This is a genomic window from Nitratireductor sp. ZSWI3, assembly GCF_024655565.1.
Lineage (GTDB): Bacteria > Pseudomonadota > Alphaproteobacteria > Rhizobiales > Rhizobiaceae > Nitratireductor.
Map to the genome: position 1 here is coordinate 13,262 of NZ_JANKOF010000063.1, position 14,453 is coordinate 27,714.

A 14,453-nucleotide genomic window follows, 5' to 3' on the forward strand; every position below is an offset into this window, starting at 1 on the left:
GCCTCCTATCGAATGGTCGGGCCGTTGGGGGTGCGGGTCAGGACCTCGGCGCCGTCGGGGCCGAGAAGCACTGCGTTGGAGAGGAAGAAATCGCCCTTGCCCGTCCCCATCAGCCAGGAAAGAATGTGAAAACTCATGCCCTCGCGGATCTCGAGATCGCTGTCGTGGCGCAGCCCCGTCACGCGGTTGCCGCCCGTCCACGACGGCGGGAAACCGATGCCGACGCAATAGCCGCAATGGTGGCGGCGGTAGTGATTAAGGCCGGCGTCGTCGACCACCCCCTGCCAGGCCGCATAGACGTCGCGCGCCCTGGCGCCGGGGCGAAGCGCGCCGAGCACGGCGTCGAACGCCGCCTGCGTCGTTTCCGCCATCAGGGCGTCCTCGTCGCGGATCGTGCCGACATGCACCAGACGGCCGAGCGGCGCGTGATAGCGGCTGACGCAGCCCGACAACTCGATGAACACAGGCTCACCGGCGCGGTAGGTGCCGTTGCCCCAGGTGGCATGCTCCTCGCCGAGCCGCGCTCCGGGCCTGATGAAGGGGCCGAAGCCCGGCGCCTCGCCGCCGGCGCGGATCATCGCCGCGTGGCACTCGGCCACCACTTCGCGTTCCGACGCGCCGTCGGCGATCATGGCGATCGCCGCTTCGGCCGCGGCGTCGGAGACGGACGCTGCCCGGCGCATCAGGGCCTGCTCGGCGGGCGATTTCACCAGCCGCAGCCGGTCGACCATGTCCGTCACGTCGACCCACTCGACGGTCTCGAGGCTGTCGCGCAACGCCTTGCCGAAGCCGTAGGAATGGCCGGACGACCAGGTCTCGACGCCGATCTTGAGCGCTCCTTGCGTCTGGTCCTCGATCTCTTCGACGACGGCCGTCAGCACGGCCTGTGAGCGGTCCTTGGCAGCGAAGGAATCTTTAAGCACGCGCACGGCAAGGTCGGCCGCCGTCTCATGGTCGCCGTGCCCCTGGAACAGGGCGTTGCGCACCTGTTTTTCGATCGACACGCGTTCCATCTGCCGCGTGACGAGGATCATCTCCCCCTCGGCGGGCACGATCAGCAGATGCGGCGCGAAGTAACCCCAATGATCGAGGCCGGTGAGATAGAAGATGTTTTCCGGCGTCGACAGCAGCACCATGTCGAGGTCGCGCGCCGCCATTTCCGCACGCACTGCTGAAAGACGGCGGCTCAACTCCATGTCGTCAAACGGGTTTTCGAACATCGTTGCCTCGGTCTACAGCGCCGTGCGTCCATTTGGACGCATAAAGGACGCTGCAAGTCTTTGAATCTACGCATCGCCCTTTCCGAAAATCGATTCCGATTTTCGGGCCGATGCGCTAACGCACGTCGCGGCAGATATATTTTACGTCGGTGAAGGCCTCGAGACCGTGCCGCGACCCTTCGCGCCCGAGGCCGGCCTGCTTGACGCCGCCGAAGGGGATCGGCGCGCCTGTGATCTTGGTCCGGTTGACCGCCACCATGCCGAATTCCAGCGCGCGGGAGAAGCGCGCGATGCGGTCGAGGTCGCGTGTGTGCAGATAGGCGACGAGGCCGGTCTCCGTCCTGTTGGCCCGCGCCAGCACGTCCGGCTCGTCGTCGAAGGGCGTGAAGCCGGCGACGGGACCGAACGTCTCCTCGCGGAAGATCAGCGCCGTCTCCGCGACGTCGGCAAGAACGGTCGGCTCGAAGAAGTTGCGCCCGGCCTTGCCGCGGCGCCCGCCCGTCACCAGCTTGGCGCCCTTTTCAAGGGCGTCGGTGACTTGCTCTTCCTGCTTGGCCACGGCGCGCTCGTTGATCAGCGGCCCGATGTCCGGGTCGGCGAGACCTGCTCCGACGCTCAATGCCTCCACTTTGCGGGAAAAGGCGGCAACGAAGGCGTCGTAGACCGGCCGTTCGATGTAGAAGCGGTTGGCCGCCAGGCAATCCTGTCCGGACGTGGCGAATTTCGCCGCGATGGCGCTGTCCACGGCGCGTTCCAGATCGCAATCGGCGAAGACGATGAAGGGCGCATGGCCGCCGAGCTCCATCACCAGGCGTTTGACGGTCGCAGCGCATTGCGCATAGAGCAGCCGCCCGATCTCGGTCGAGCCGGTGAAGGACAGGGCGCGCACGCGCGGCGAGGCGGTCATCGCGCCGACCACCTCCGGTGCCTTGCCGGTGAGCACGTTGAAGACGCCGGCGGGAAGGCCCGCGCGCTCGGCAAGCTCGGCCAGGGCCAGCGCCGAAAAGGGCGTTTCGGAGGAGGGGTGCGCGACCACAGTGCAGCCGGCGGCGAGGGCGGCCGCGGCCTTGCGCGTCAGCATGGCGCTCGGAAAGTTCCACGGCGTGACGAGGGCGGCAACGCCCACCGGCTGGCGCGTGATCTGCATGTCGGCGCCGGGAAGGTGCGAGGCGACGCTCTCGATGGCGACGCGTTTTGCCTCCTCGGCATAGAAGGCGACGAAGGAGGCGGCATAGTCGATCTCGCCGCGCGCTTCCGAAAGCGGCTTGCCCTGCTCGAGCACCATCAGATGCGCCAGGTCTTCGCGTGCGGCAACGATCGTCTCGTGCCAGTTCATCAGGAGCGCGGCGCGCTCCTGCGGCAGGCGCGCCGACCAGGCCGGAAAAGCCTCGTCCGCCGCCCTGATCGCCTCATCCACCTGGGCGGCCGAAAGCGCCGGCACGCAGCCGAGGCGCGTTCCGTCGGCGGGGTTGACGACATCGACGACGGCATCGCCCGGGGCGACGATCCACCGGCCGTCGGCATAGGCGTATTCGCGGAACAGGCGTGGGTCAGACAGACCGGAAAGCGAGGTTTTCTGCAAGGCGGCGAATGCGGACATCGGCTCACTCCCAAGGCGGATTGCCACGGCATCGGTCCGAAAACCAGATCGGTTTTCGGAAAGCTCGATGCGTGAATTCAAACTGTGAACAGCTTGAGAGTGCACCTTCCGGCGGCAAATTTTCCAAGATTCTGCGGTCCGGCCGCCAACGGTTCTTCCGAATTTGGGCGGTCCGGCAGCTCAATCCTTCCGGACGGCGTCGAGGAGCGGCTCCAGCGGCATGACGCCCGGCTGCTTGACGGGCTTGGTGACGATGTAGGTGAAGTAGCGGGCAAGCCCCACCCGCGCTTCCAGAAGCCGGTCCACCAGCCTCTGGTAGGAATCGATGTCGCGCGTGACGATCTGCAGGAAATAGTCGAAACCGCCGCCGACCGCCCAGCATCCGACGATCTCGTCGATCGTCTGCACGCTGCGCTCGAAGCGCTGGAAATCCTCGGCGCGGTGGCCTTCCAGTTCGGCCGCCATGAAGACGGCGATGCTGGGCGCGATTCGCGACAGCGCCACCTCGGCACGGTAGCCGATGATGACGCCGGCCTTTTCGAGCCGCTTCAGACGCTCCCAGCACGGAGCGGGCGTGAGATTCACCCGCTCGGCCAGCGCCGCCTTGGAGATGCGGCCCTCCTTCTGCAGGATGGCGAGGATCTTGATGTCGCGGTCGTCGAGCTTGAGCATGGGTGTACCAGGGGATGTCAGCTCTGGATCGTCGTGCCGGCTCCCGATGTCAAGGCCCGCTGGCGGGCGAAGGTGGCGATCGCCGTGTCCTGTGCGCCCGTGCCCGTCAGGTCGCAGATGGTGAGCTGATCGTCGCTGGTCCGCCCTTGCGTCAGACCGGCGACGATCTCGCCGAGCTCGGGCGGCCTGCCGCCGCTCCAGGCGCCGGCCGCGATGGCCGCCGCAAGCTCGCCGAGCTTTTCGCACTGGCTCACCCGGTCGGCGACGTAAAGGTCGGCGCGGGCGAGGGCCGCCGGCTCGATCTCGTTCTTGCCCTCCTGGTCGGACCCCATCGCCGTCACGTGGAGGCCGGGATGCAGCCATTCGGCCTCGAGGATGGGCTGGCGCGCCGGCGTGGTGGTGACGACGAGCTGGCTTTCGCCGACAAGGCGCGCCGGATCGCTCTCCGGCCGCGCTTCGATGCCGAGATCGCCGGCGATGCCCGCCGCGCAGGCGGCGGCCTTGGCCGCGTCGCGTCCCCACACCAGCACCCGCTCGAAGGGCCGCACCTGATGCGCGGCGAGGATCTGCAGCCGCGCCTGCAGGCCGGTGCCCATCACGCCGGCGGTGGTCACCTTCGAGGGGGCCAGGTGGCGCGCCGCCACGGCGCCCGCCGCGGCGGTCCGCACGTCGGTGAGAAAGCCGTTGTCGAGCAGCAGCGCCTCGACCAGTCCCGTCTTCGCCGAGAACAGGATCATCAGGCCGTTGAGGCTCGGCAGGCCGATCTTCGGGTTGTCGAAGAAGCCGGGGCTGATCTTGATCGCGAACCCGTCGAAGCCGGGAATATAGGCGGTCTTCACGTCGACCTCGCCATGCGCCTCGGCGATCTCCAGAGACAGGATCGGCGGCATCACCACCTTGCCGGAGGCGAGTGCGGCAAAGGCGCTCTCCACCACGCCGATGGCCTCGAGGTCGAGCCTGACGGCCTTTCGCAATTCGGCTTCGGTGAGGACCAGAATGTCATGCGGCATAGGGTTTTCCTTCGAGCGTCACGTCGCCGAGCGCGACGTCGCGGCCCGACACGATATCCGTGAACACGTTCATGTCGACGTTGCGGCCGGTGACGATGGAGGCGGTCGGGCCGAGGTCGCGGCCGAGCTTGCCGGCGACGAGGGCAGCGGCGCCCACGGCGCCGGCGCCCTCGCAGACCAGCCGGTCCTCGAAATAATGCACCTGCATGGCGCGATAGATCTCGTCTTCGGTAACGAGGACGATGTCGTCCAGGTATCTTTGGCAGAGCGCGAAGGAATGGCGGTTCTCGCCGCCGATCCCGCCGCCGAGCGAATCGGCGAGACTCGCCACCTCCGTCACCGGAACAGGCCGGCCGGCCTTGACGGACTGATACATCGCCGCCCCGCGGTCCATGGTCACGCCGATGATGCGCACCGACGGCTTGATCTGCTTCACCGTCGCGGCGATGCCGCCGGCAAGGCCGCCGCCCGACAGGGGAACGAGCAGGGTTTCGAGGTCGGGCCGCTCCTCCATCAATTCGAGCCCTATGGTTCCCTGGCCGGCGATGACACGCGGATCGTCGAAGGGCGGGATCTCGCAGAACCCGTCCTCGTCGGCGAGCCTTCGGCTCTCGATCTGCGCCTCGTCCTGGCTCTCACCCAGGATGCGGGCCTCGGCACCGAGCGCCCGGATGCCGGCCACCTTGGCCTCGGGCACCAGCCGCGACATGCAGATGACGGCCTTGAGGCCGCGCCTTGCCGCGGCATAGGCGACCGCCCGGCCGTGATTGCCGGTCGAGCAGCAGGTCACGCCCGTTGCATCCTGCGGCAGGCCCAGCACGGCGTTCGCCGCGCCGCGCAGCTTGAAGGCGCCCGTCGCCTGGGCGATCTCCAGCTTCAGCAGGAAATCGCCGCCCGACAACGCGCCGAGGAAAGGCGAGGGGACGAGCGGCGTGCCGAGCGTTGCGACGCCCGAAATCCTGCGGCGCGCGGCCAGAACCTCGGCAAGGATCAGCGCACTCATGGTTCAGCCGGCTTCGAGCACGGCGCTCAGGAACTGGCGCGTGCGCTCTTCCTGCGGATTGTTGAAGATCGCCTCCGGGGCGCCCTGTTCGGCGATCTTGCCGGAATGGAAGAAGCACACCCGGTCGGCGAATTCCTTTGCGAAACCCATCTGGTGGGTCACCATCAGCATGGTCAGGCTGTGCTCCTTGGCAAGCCGGCGGATGACCTGCAGCACCTCGCCGACGAGTTCCGGATCGAGCGCCGAGGTCACCTCGTCGAACAGCATCACCTTCGGCCGCATGGCGAGCGCCCGGGCGATCGCCACGCGCTGCTGCTGGCCGCCGGAAAGCTGGCTCGGATAATGGTTCTTCTTGTCGCCGAGACCGACCATGTCGAGCAGTTCGGCGGCCCTTTCCTCGGCTTCCCGGCGCGGCAGGCCCAGCACGTGGATCGGCGCTTCCATGCAGTTCTTGAGCGCCGACATGTGCGGAAACAGGTTGAAGTGCTGGAACACCATGCCGATGTTGCCGCGCACGCGCCGCAGATGGCGCTCGTCGGCCGGCACGAGGCCGCCGTTCCTTTCCATGTGGGTGAGCGGCTCGCCGTCGACATAGATCACCCCGTCATTAATGCGCTCCAGCGTCATCAGCATGCGCAGCACCGTCGTCTTTCCGGAACCGGACGGCCCGATGATCGCCACCTTCTCGTTCGGCGCGATTTCGAGGTTGAGCGAATCGAGCACGGTCAAGGAGCCGTAGCGCTTGGTGACATTGTCGAATTTGACCATCGGGGTCGTCATTGTCCGCCTCCGGGGTTGCGCAGGCTTTGGTTGAGGGTGCGTTCGACCTGGCGGATCAGCGCCGCCGCCACCAGGCTCATGACCAGGAAGAAGACGCCGACCAGCGTGATCGGCTCGACATAGCGGAAATTTTCCGAGCCGAGGATCTTCGCCGTCTGCATCAGTTCCAGCACGGCGATGGCCGACAGCAGCGGCGTTTCCTTGAACAGTGCCACCAGATAATTGCCGAGCGCCGGCACGACGGGCGGGATCGCCTGCGGGATGATGATGTCGCGGAAGGTGATGTAGGGGCTGAGATTGAGCGCGGTGGAGGCTTCCCACTGGCCGCGCGGGACGTTTTCGAGGCCGGCGCGGTACACTTCCGAACAGTAGGCGCCATAGTGCAGGCCGAGCGCGATGACGCCCGCCGTCATCGCCGGCAGGACGATGCCGAACTCGGGAAAGACGAAGAAGATGAAGAAGATCTGGATGAGCACCGGCGTCGAACGGATGAACTCGACCAGGCCGGCCGTCGGCACGCTGATCCATTGCGACCTGGACATGCGCAGGATGGCCATGACGAGGCCGAGCACCAGGGCGAGCAGGAAGCCCAGGAAAGTCGCCTCGATCGTCACCAGCGAGGCCCTGAGCAGGCTCGGCATGATCTCCCAGACGTAGTTCCAGTCCCAGAACATGGCCTACCTCCCGCGCGCCATGCCGCGTGCGGCAACGGTTTCGAGCGTGCGCATGCCGACCGTGATGACGATCGAGATGGCGAGATACATGACGAGCACGATGGAGAAGATCTCGACCGTGCGGAAGGTGGTCTGGTTCATCTGCTGCGCCTTGAAGGCGAGATCCGAGATGGTGATCAGCGAGACGAGGGCAGTGGCCTTCAAAAGCTCGATGAAGAGGTTGCCCCAGGGCGGGATCATGGCCACGAAGGCCTGCGGCAGGATGATGCGCCGCAGCGCCAGGATGCGCGGCATGTTCAGCGCCACGGAGGCCTCCCACTGGCCGCGCGGCACGGCCGAGATCGCCCCGCGCACCACCTCCGCACCATAGGCGCCCACATTGAGGCCGAGCGCGGCGATGGCGACGCTCATCGGCTCGAGGTTGATGCCGAAATGAGGCAGTACGAAAAACAGCCAGAAGAGCTGCACCAGCGCCGAGGTGCCGCGGAACACCTCGATATAGGCAACGGCCAGCCAGCGCAGCGGCAGCGGGCCGTACATCTTGGCGACGGCGGCCAGGAGCGCGGCGACGACGGCGAGGATGCAGCCGCCGACGGTGATCTGCACCGTTATCCAGGCTCCCTGCAGGAGGCCTGGGATGAATTCCCGGAAATTGGCAAAGCTGGCGACGGCAAGGCCCGCCGTAAAGAACACGATGGCACAGATCGCAAGCGGGCGAAGCTGCATGCCGTCACCTCCGATTTCGCACGAAAATGCCGGCCGGCAGCCCCGGCCGGCTGGTCCCTGCGCCTATTGAGCCGCGCAGAGCTCTTCGGTCGTCTTGTTGGGCAGGTAGCCTTCGCCGAAGCCGAACGGCGTCACCAGCGCGATGTGCTCTTCGGTGCCGATGAACTCCTTGAGGTTCTTGTTGAATTCCTCGTAGAGCGCGGTGTCCTCGGGGCGGAAGGCGAAGCCGCCGTGGCCCTTCACGGATTCGCCGGCCACTTCGCCGAAGGGCTCCGTCGATTCGACACCTTCATTGTTGTCGGCCATGCGGGCGATGGAGAGGGCGGTCAGGGCGGCAGCATCGGCGCGGCCGGCCTTGACGGCGCTCACGAGGCTCGACTGATCGGGCAGGATGACCAGCTGGCCGTCGGCAACGCCGGCCTTCTCTGCATATCCCTTCTCGACGGCACCGGCCATCACGGCGAGCTTCAGGTCGCCATTGTCGGCGATGCTGCCGTAATCCTTGATGCCCTTGGGATTGCCGTCGGCGACGAGGAAGGCCTGGCCGATGCCGTAGGACGGCTCGGAGAACTGCACCTGCTCGCAGCGCTTCGGGTTGATGAACATGCCGGCGGCGATGATGTCGAAGCGGCCGGCCTTCAGGCCCGGGATCAGCGAGCCGAACTCGGTCAGCACGCCGTCCACCTCGTTGATGCCCATCTTGGCGAGAATGGCCTTGGCGACTTCGGGCGCTTCACCGGTCAGTTTGCCGTCGGGGGTGGCGAAGCCGTAGGGCGCCTCGTTGGCGAAACCGACGCGGATGTAGCCGGACTCCTTCGCCCGCTCCAGCGCATCCTGGGCGGAAGCGGTTGTCGCGGCGGTGCCCGCAGAAAGGGCCAGCACCCCAAGCGCCACCATACCTTTCAGAACCTTGCGTCTCATGACGTCTCCCCTGTTTCGAATTTTCTGACGAGAATGCCGCGTGGTGCGGTCATTTGTACACAACATCATGCACGCGGAGATCAAGTCAACGACTTTTCGTGTCGTTTTCGCGCTATTCTTGTTCCCCGTTTTGTGGTGTTGGATTAGATGTACACAAGGCCTCAGCGGTGCGGACCCGACAGACGGTGTGTCTCCATCTGTCGGGACAGATCGCCCCACCAGATCGATGGCGGTGGACTGTTCTCCGGACGGATGGGCGCCATCGGTCCGGATCGGGCCACTGGGGCCGATGTGGTTTGCTTCCCGGGCGCGCCTCAGCGCCCGGCTTTTCCGATCCGGAGGATATATGCCAGCAGCCGAAATGCCCTTCAGCGCGCAGGAATACGCCGCGCGCCTTGAAAAGACCCGCGCCGCCATGGAGGCCAGGGGGATAGACATCCTGTTCGTCGAGGACCCCTCCAACATGGCCTGGCTGACGGGTTATGACGGGTGGTCCTTCTACGTGCACCAGGGGGTGATCGTCCTCAAGGACGAGGCGCCGCTCTGGTGGGGGCGGTCGATGGACGGCAATGGTGCGGTGCGCACCGTCTACATGGATGACGAGCGGGTGCTGCGCTATCCGGACCATTATGTGCAGGCCAACACGCTGCACCCGATGCAGCACCTGGCAGAGATCATCCGCGCCTATGGCTACGCCAACAAGCGCATCGGCGTGGAGCTCGAGAACTACTATTTCTCGGCCAAGGCCTATCTGGTGCTGAAGGAGGAACTGCCCGACGCGACCTTCGTGGATGCGACGGCGCTGGTGAACTGGCAGCGCGCGGTGAAGTCGGACGAGGAGATCGTCTTCATGCGCCGCGCCGCGCGCATCTCCGAGAAGATGATCGACGGCATCGTCGAGCGCATCGAGCCGGGCCTGAAGAAGAGCGATCTGGTCGCCGAGATCTACGCCGACGCCATCCGCGGCGTCGACGACGACTGGGGCGAGTATCCGGCCATCGTGCCGCTGCTGCCGTCCGGGTCCGACGCGGCGGCGCCGCATCTCACCTGGGACGGCCGCCGTTTCGAGCAGGGGCATGCCACCTTCTTCGAGATCGCCGGCTGCTACCGGCGCTATCACGCGCCGCTCTGCCGCACCGTGTTCCTCGGCAAGCCGCCGCAGCACATGCTCGATGCGGAAAAGGCCCTGCAGGAGGGCATCGAGGCGGGCCTGGAGATCGCCCGGCCGGGCAACCGGGCCGGGCAGATCGCCGATGCGCTCTACAGGTCCCTGGAAAAGGCCGGCATCTCGCGCGACGGGCGCTGCGGCTATCCGATCGGCATCTCCTATCCGCCGGACTGGGGCGAACGCACCATCTCGCTGCGCCGCGAGGACGAGACCGTGCTCGAGGCGGGCATGACCTTCCACTTCATGCCCGGCCTGTGGATGGCCGATTGGGGGCTGGAGATCACCGAGAGCATCCTGATCAGGGACGACGGTCCCGCCGAGGCGCTGTGCCGCCGTCCGCGCGAGCTGATCGTGAAGGATTGAGGCGGTGACGGCTCATCCACGGCTCGCCGAGACCCGGCACATCCTGGCCGATCTGGTGGGGTTCCCCACCATTTCGGCCGACAGCAACCTCGAACTGATCGCCTATGCGAGCGAGGCGCTGAGTGCGCTCGGGGCGCATCTTTCGGTGACCCTGGACGATACCGGCACCAAGGCCAACCTCTTTGCCACGCTGGGGCCGGAGGGCGACGGCGGCATCGTCCTGTCCGGCCATTCGGACGTTGTCCCGGTCGCCGGACAGGACTGGACGGGTGATCCCTTCATCCTGCGCGAGGCGGACGGCCGGCTCTATGGCCGCGGCACCTGCGACATGAAGGGCTTCATCGCCTGCTGCCTCGCCATGGCGCCGGATTTCGCCGCTGCCGATCTCAGGCGGCCATTGCACTTTGCCTTCACCTATGACGAGGAGGTGGGGTGCTTCGGGGCGCGGGCGCTGGTGAAGGAACTGGAGCGGGCAGCGGTCCGCCCCTCCGTCGCCATCATCGGCGAGCCGACCATGATGCGCATCATCGAGGGTCACAAGGGCTGCTTCGAATACACGACCGAGTTCCGCGGGCTGGAGGGGCATGGGTCCGATCCGGCGCGCGGGGTGAATGCGGTCGAATATGCGGTGCGCTACATCGCACGGCTGATGGCGCTCGCCGAGGAACTGAAGGGCAGGGCGCCTGAGGAGAGCCGCTTCCGCCCTCCCTGGACGACGCTGCAGATCGGCCGCATCGCCGGCGGCGTGGCGCACAACGTCATCGCCGGCCAATGCACCGTCGACTGGGAGATGCGGCCCGTTCGGGCGATCGACGCTGATTTCGTCAAGGATGAAATCCGTGCCTATGTGGAAGAGGATCTGAAGCCGGCGATGCAGGCGGTTTTCGCCGGAGCCGATATCGTCACCCATGTGGTCGGCGAGGTCGACGGGCTGGAGCCGGTCAGCGAATCGGAGGCGCGCCGCATCGTTTCCGAGCTCACCGGCCTCACCGAAGCGGAGGTGGTCGCCTTCGGGACCGAGGCGGGCCTGTTCCAGAAGGCGGGAATCTCCTCGGTCATCTGCGGGCCGGGCGCCATCGAGCAGGCGCACAAGGCGGACGAATTCGTCACGCTTGACCAGCTCTCGGAATGCCTCTCTATGCTGACACGGCTGGCGGGGAAGATGGGCTGAGCATGGCGGGCGGCGGGAAGCGCGAGGCGCGGTCACGATTCGAGCGGATCTACGCGCTCCTGCGCTCGCGCATCTGTTTGCTCGACTATCCGCCCGGCATGCGGCTGCGCGAGGAGGATCTGGCCGAGGAGTTCGCCACCAGCCGCACGCCGGTCCGCCGCGTGCTGGCGAGGCTGGAGGACGAGGGCTTCCTGCGCTCGGTGCACGGCGTCGGCACCATCGTCACCGATATCGACATCGATTCCCTGCAGCAGGTCTACCAGCTCAGGGTAGAGCTTGCCGAACTGGTCGGAAAGCTCTCGCCGGTGCGGCCCGATGCGGCGCGGCTGGAAGAGTTCAGGGCGCTGCTCGACCGCTGCGACCGGCTGAAGGGCGAACCCGACGCGCGCGAATTCGCGCGCATCAACATGGATTTCTTCCACCTCCTGATGACGCTGACGGCCAATGAGCCGCTGCGCGAGTTCTCCGAAAGGCTCTACTACCAGACGACGCGCATCTGGCTGAAGACGGCGGCGCGGCTGACCCGCTACGAGGACATGCTGCAGGCGGAGATCCGCTTCTTCCGTCACGAGGTGGCCGACATCGTCGCCGCCATCGAGAGCGGCGAGCTGGAAACGGTCGGCCACATCCGCCGCTCGCACGTGGCGATGAGCTTCGCCCGGCTCTACGCCGAGGCGCATCCTCAGTCGCCGTAGGGCACCCAGACGTTCTTCACCTCGATCGCGCGGCGGAAGAAATCATCCGCCACCCTTCCCATGTCGCTCCAGTCGACGGCGCGGCCGGCATTGGTCCACACCCGTTTCAGATTGCCGGCCGATTCGCGCTCGACCGTGGTGCACAGGGCCTCGTCGCCGACGCACCAGAGACCATCGACATCGTCATGTTTGGCAAGCACCTCGGCAAGCTCGGCGCTGGCGCCGGTGACGATGTTGACGCTGCCGGCCGGCAGGTCCGAGGTCTCGATCACCTGGTAAAGATCGGTGGCGATCAGCGGGCAACGCTCGGACGGCACGAGGACGACGGAATTGCCCATGGCCAGCGCCGGGCCGAGCATGGAGAGCAGCGCCAGCAGCGGTGCCTCGTCCGGCGCGACGATGCCGACGACGCCGACGGGCTCGTGCAGCGCCAGCGTCACGGCGCGCATCGGCGGCTGGTGCACGCGCCCCTCGTATTTGTCGGCGAGCCCGCCGGCGGAAAACAGGCACTCGATGCCGGCCTCGACCTCGGCGCGCGCCTTCCTGGCGCTGTCGCCCGTCAGGCTCGCCAGCCGCGCGGCGAACTCGTCGGCGCGCGCGGCGAGGTTCTCGGCCAGGAAGTAGAGCACCTGCTGGCGGTTGAAGCCGGTGGCCGAGCCCCATTTGCTGGCCCGTGCGGCAGCGACGGCGTTGCGGATGTCCTTGCGGTTGCCGGCGCCGACCTCGCCGACCAGATGGCCCTTCGGCGTGGTGACGGGGAGGGCGTAATTGCCGTCCGGCCGCACCTGCTTGCCGCCGATGAAGAGTTTCGGCGTGCGGTCGATCAGGCCGTCGGCGACGTCGCCGGCCTTCGGCGCAGGCATGTCGATGCGTTTGTACTTCCCCTTCGCCTTCGGACGGGCGAGATATTCGGCAAGGCCCTCGCGGCCACCCTCGCGGCCGAAGCCGCTCTCGCGATAGCCGCCGAAGCCGCAGGCGGCATCGAACATGTTGGTGCCGTTGATCCACACCACGCCGGCCTTGAGCTTCGGAGCGACCTCGAGGGCGCGGTTGATCGTCTCGCTCCACACGGAGGCGGCCAGCCCGTAGCGCGTGTTGTTGGCGAGCGCGACGGCCTCCTCGCCGGTGCGGAAGCTCATCGTCGCCAGCACCGGCCCGAACACCTCTTCCTGGGCGAGGATGTTGGACGGAGCGACCTGCGTCGCCAGCGTCGGCAGGTGGTAGTAGCCGGCCTGCGGCACGTCGCAGGCCGGCTGCCAGCATTCGGCGCCCTGGCGCGCGCCCTCGGCCACCAGCCCGGCAACGCGCTCGAGCTGCGAGGGCGCGATCAGCGGGCCGATGTCGGTGTTCTTGTCGAGCGGGTCGCCGAGCCGCAAATGGCTCATGCGCGCCTTGACCTTGCCGAGGAAGCGCTCGGCGACGCTTTCCTGGACGAGCAGGCGTGAGCCGGCGCAGCAGACCTGGCCCTGGTTGAACCAGATGCCGTCGACCAGCCCCTCGACGGCGCTGTCGAGGTCGGCATCCTCGAAGACGATGAAGGCCGACTTGCCGCCGAGCTCGAGGGAGATCTTCTTGCCCGTGCCGGCGGTCGCCCGGCGGATGCTCTTGCCCACTTCCGAGGAGCCGGTGAAGGCGATCTTGTCGATGTCCGGGTGGCTGACGATGGCCTCGCCCGCTTCCGGCCCGCCCTGGACGATGTTGACGACGCCCTTCGGCACGCCGGCGCGGGCGCAGATCTCGGCGAACAGCACCGCCGTCAGCGGCGTGAATTCGGCCGGCTTCAGCACCACGGTGCAGCCGGTCGCCAGCGCCGGGGCGATCTTCCAGGCGAGCATCAGCAGCGGAAAGTTCCACGGGATGATCTGGCCGACGACGCCGACCGGTTCATGGGCCGGGAATTCGCGTTCCAGCGTCTGCGCCCAGCCGGCATGGTGGATGAAGTGGCGGATCGCCAGCGGCACGTCGATGTCGCGGCTCTCGCGGATCGGCTTGCCGTTGTCGAGGGATTCGAGCACGGCGAAGAGGCGCGCATGGCGCTGCATGGCGCGGCCGATGGCGTAGAGAATACGGGCGCGCTGATAGCCGCTCTTGCCGCGCCAGCCGGCAAGCGCCTTGCGCGCCGCCTTGACCGCATCGTCCACGTCGGCGGCACCGGCTTCGGAGATCTCGGCGAGCGGTGCGCCGGTCGCCGGCTCAATGCTGGTGAACTGCGCGCCGGACCTGGCCGCGCGCCATTCGCCGTCGATGAACAGGGTCTTCGTCATGTCGCGGCCGGCAAGCCACTGATCGGCCTCGCCGCGCGATTCCGGCGCCGGGCCGTAATCCATGGCCTTGAAGCGATCGAGAATGGTCATGGATGAGCTCCTGGAAAAGCGTTGGCGCGGTACCCCCACCCCTTACCCCTCCCCTCAAGGGGGAGGGGAATGATCGAGCGCACAGCCTTTCTTCCC

At 67.0% G+C, this 14,453-nt stretch carries 13 protein-coding genes; 3 read left to right on the forward strand and 10 right to left on the reverse strand.

Going from position 1 to position 14,453, the window contains the following annotated elements:
- Positions 1–5: 5 nt before the first annotated feature.
- The 9 genes from NUU27_RS17490 to ehuB all read right to left on the reverse strand — a co-directional run bounded on the left by NUU27_RS17490 (position 6) and on the right by ehuB (position 8,606).
- A complete protein-coding gene (locus tag NUU27_RS17490) occupies positions 6–1,220 on the reverse strand; it encodes a Xaa-Pro peptidase family protein (RefSeq protein WP_257763433.1) in 1,215 nt (404 codons plus the stop codon).
- Positions 1,221–1,335: 115 nt separating this feature from the next.
- Positions 1,336–2,820, reverse strand: coding sequence for an NAD-dependent succinate-semialdehyde dehydrogenase (locus NUU27_RS17495; protein ID WP_257763434.1), 1,485 nt, complete (start codon positions 2,818–2,820; stop codon positions 1,336–1,338).
- Positions 2,821–3,000: 180 nt separating this feature from the next.
- Entirely contained in the window at positions 3,001–3,492 is a 492-nt protein-coding gene (locus NUU27_RS17500; RefSeq protein WP_257763435.1) for an Lrp/AsnC family transcriptional regulator, read from the reverse strand.
- 17 nt (positions 3,493–3,509) lie between these two features.
- Positions 3,510–4,502: a cyclodeaminase gene (locus tag NUU27_RS17505; protein ID WP_257763436.1), complete on the reverse strand. Its 993-nt coding sequence runs from the start codon at positions 4,500–4,502 to the stop codon at positions 3,510–3,512.
- On the reverse strand, positions 4,492–5,505 hold the full coding sequence (gene eutB, locus NUU27_RS17510; protein ID WP_257763437.1) for a hydroxyectoine utilization dehydratase EutB: 1,014 nt from the start codon (positions 5,503–5,505) through the stop codon (positions 4,492–4,494). Before eutB ends, NUU27_RS17505 begins: the two co-directional genes overlap by 11 nt.
- A 3-nt stretch (positions 5,506–5,508) precedes the next feature.
- Entirely contained in the window at positions 5,509–6,285 is a 777-nt protein-coding gene (gene ehuA / locus NUU27_RS17515) for an ectoine/hydroxyectoine ABC transporter ATP-binding protein EhuA (protein ID WP_308219980.1), read from the reverse strand.
- On the reverse strand, positions 6,282–6,959 hold the full coding sequence (gene ehuD / locus NUU27_RS17520; protein ID WP_257763438.1) for an ectoine/hydroxyectoine ABC transporter permease subunit EhuD: 678 nt from the start codon (positions 6,957–6,959) through the stop codon (positions 6,282–6,284). The genes ehuA and ehuD overlap by 4 nt, the downstream gene beginning before the upstream one ends.
- A gap of 3 nt (positions 6,960–6,962) precedes the next feature.
- Complete coding sequence (gene ehuC, locus NUU27_RS17525; protein WP_257763439.1) at positions 6,963–7,685, reverse strand: ectoine/hydroxyectoine ABC transporter permease subunit EhuC; 723 nt, start codon at positions 7,683–7,685, stop codon at positions 6,963–6,965.
- 63 nt (positions 7,686–7,748) lie between these two features.
- The gene (gene ehuB, locus NUU27_RS17530; protein WP_257763440.1) at positions 7,749–8,606 is read right to left on the reverse strand and encodes an ectoine/hydroxyectoine ABC transporter substrate-binding protein EhuB; all 858 of its coding nucleotides are present in this window, start codon (positions 8,604–8,606) and stop codon (positions 7,749–7,751) included.
- A gap of 346 nt (positions 8,607–8,952) precedes the next feature.
- Between ehuB and doeA the strand changes: the two genes are divergently transcribed.
- Genes doeA through NUU27_RS17545 form a run of 3 tightly spaced genes read left to right on the forward strand, consistent with a single transcriptional unit; the run spans position 8,953 to position 12,003 of the window.
- Positions 8,953–10,137, forward strand: coding sequence for an ectoine hydrolase DoeA (gene doeA, locus NUU27_RS17535; RefSeq protein ID WP_257763441.1), 1,185 nt, complete (start codon positions 8,953–8,955; stop codon positions 10,135–10,137).
- Positions 10,138–10,141: 4 nt separating this feature from the next.
- Complete coding sequence (gene argE / locus NUU27_RS17540) at positions 10,142–11,308, forward strand: acetylornithine deacetylase (RefSeq protein ID WP_257763442.1); 1,167 nt, start codon at positions 10,142–10,144, stop codon at positions 11,306–11,308.
- Between the two features lie 2 nt (positions 11,309–11,310).
- On the forward strand, positions 11,311–12,003 hold the full coding sequence (locus tag NUU27_RS17545; RefSeq protein ID WP_257763443.1) for a GntR family transcriptional regulator: 693 nt from the start codon (positions 11,311–11,313) through the stop codon (positions 12,001–12,003).
- Here the strand turns inward: NUU27_RS17545 and NUU27_RS17550 are convergent.
- Complete coding sequence (locus tag NUU27_RS17550) at positions 11,991–14,357, reverse strand: aldehyde dehydrogenase family protein (protein ID WP_257763444.1); 2,367 nt, start codon at positions 14,355–14,357, stop codon at positions 11,991–11,993. The genes NUU27_RS17545 and NUU27_RS17550 overlap by 13 nt on opposite strands.
- Between the last annotated feature and the right edge of the window lie 96 nt (positions 14,358–14,453).

Excerpts from the sequence above, each read along its gene's own strand:
- NUU27_RS17550 (WP_257763444.1), bottom strand. The coding sequence starts at position 14,357 with ATGACCATTCTCGATCGCTTCAAGGCCATGGATTACGGCCCGGCGCCG.
- NUU27_RS17490 (WP_257763433.1), bottom strand. The coding sequence starts at position 1,220 with ATGTTCGAAAACCCGTTTGACGACATGGAGTTGAGCCGCCGTCTTTCA.
- NUU27_RS17495 (WP_257763434.1), bottom strand. The coding sequence starts at position 2,820 with ATGTCCGCATTCGCCGCCTTGCAGAAAACCTCGCTTTCCGGTCTGTCT.
- NUU27_RS17500 (WP_257763435.1), bottom strand. The coding sequence starts at position 3,492 with ATGCTCAAGCTCGACGACCGCGACATCAAGATCCTCGCCATCCTGCAG.
- eutB (WP_257763437.1), bottom strand. The coding sequence starts at position 5,505 with ATGAGTGCGCTGATCCTTGCCGAGGTTCTGGCCGCGCGCCGCAGGATT.
- ehuB (WP_257763440.1), bottom strand. The coding sequence starts at position 8,606 with ATGAGACGCAAGGTTCTGAAAGGTATGGTGGCGCTTGGGGTGCTGGCC.
- NUU27_RS17505 (WP_257763436.1), bottom strand. The coding sequence starts at position 4,502 with ATGCCGCATGACATTCTGGTCCTCACCGAAGCCGAATTGCGAAAGGCC.
- NUU27_RS17545 (WP_257763443.1), top strand. The coding sequence starts at position 11,311 with ATGGCGGGCGGCGGGAAGCGCGAGGCGCGGTCACGATTCGAGCGGATC.
- ehuD (WP_257763438.1), bottom strand. The coding sequence starts at position 6,959 with ATGTTCTGGGACTGGAACTACGTCTGGGAGATCATGCCGAGCCTGCTC.
- ehuC (WP_257763439.1), bottom strand. The coding sequence starts at position 7,685 with ATGCAGCTTCGCCCGCTTGCGATCTGTGCCATCGTGTTCTTTACGGCG.
- doeA (WP_257763441.1), top strand. The coding sequence starts at position 8,953 with ATGCCAGCAGCCGAAATGCCCTTCAGCGCGCAGGAATACGCCGCGCGC.
- ehuA (WP_308219980.1), bottom strand. The coding sequence starts at position 6,285 with ATGACGACCCCGATGGTCAAATTCGACAATGTCACCAAGCGCTACGGC.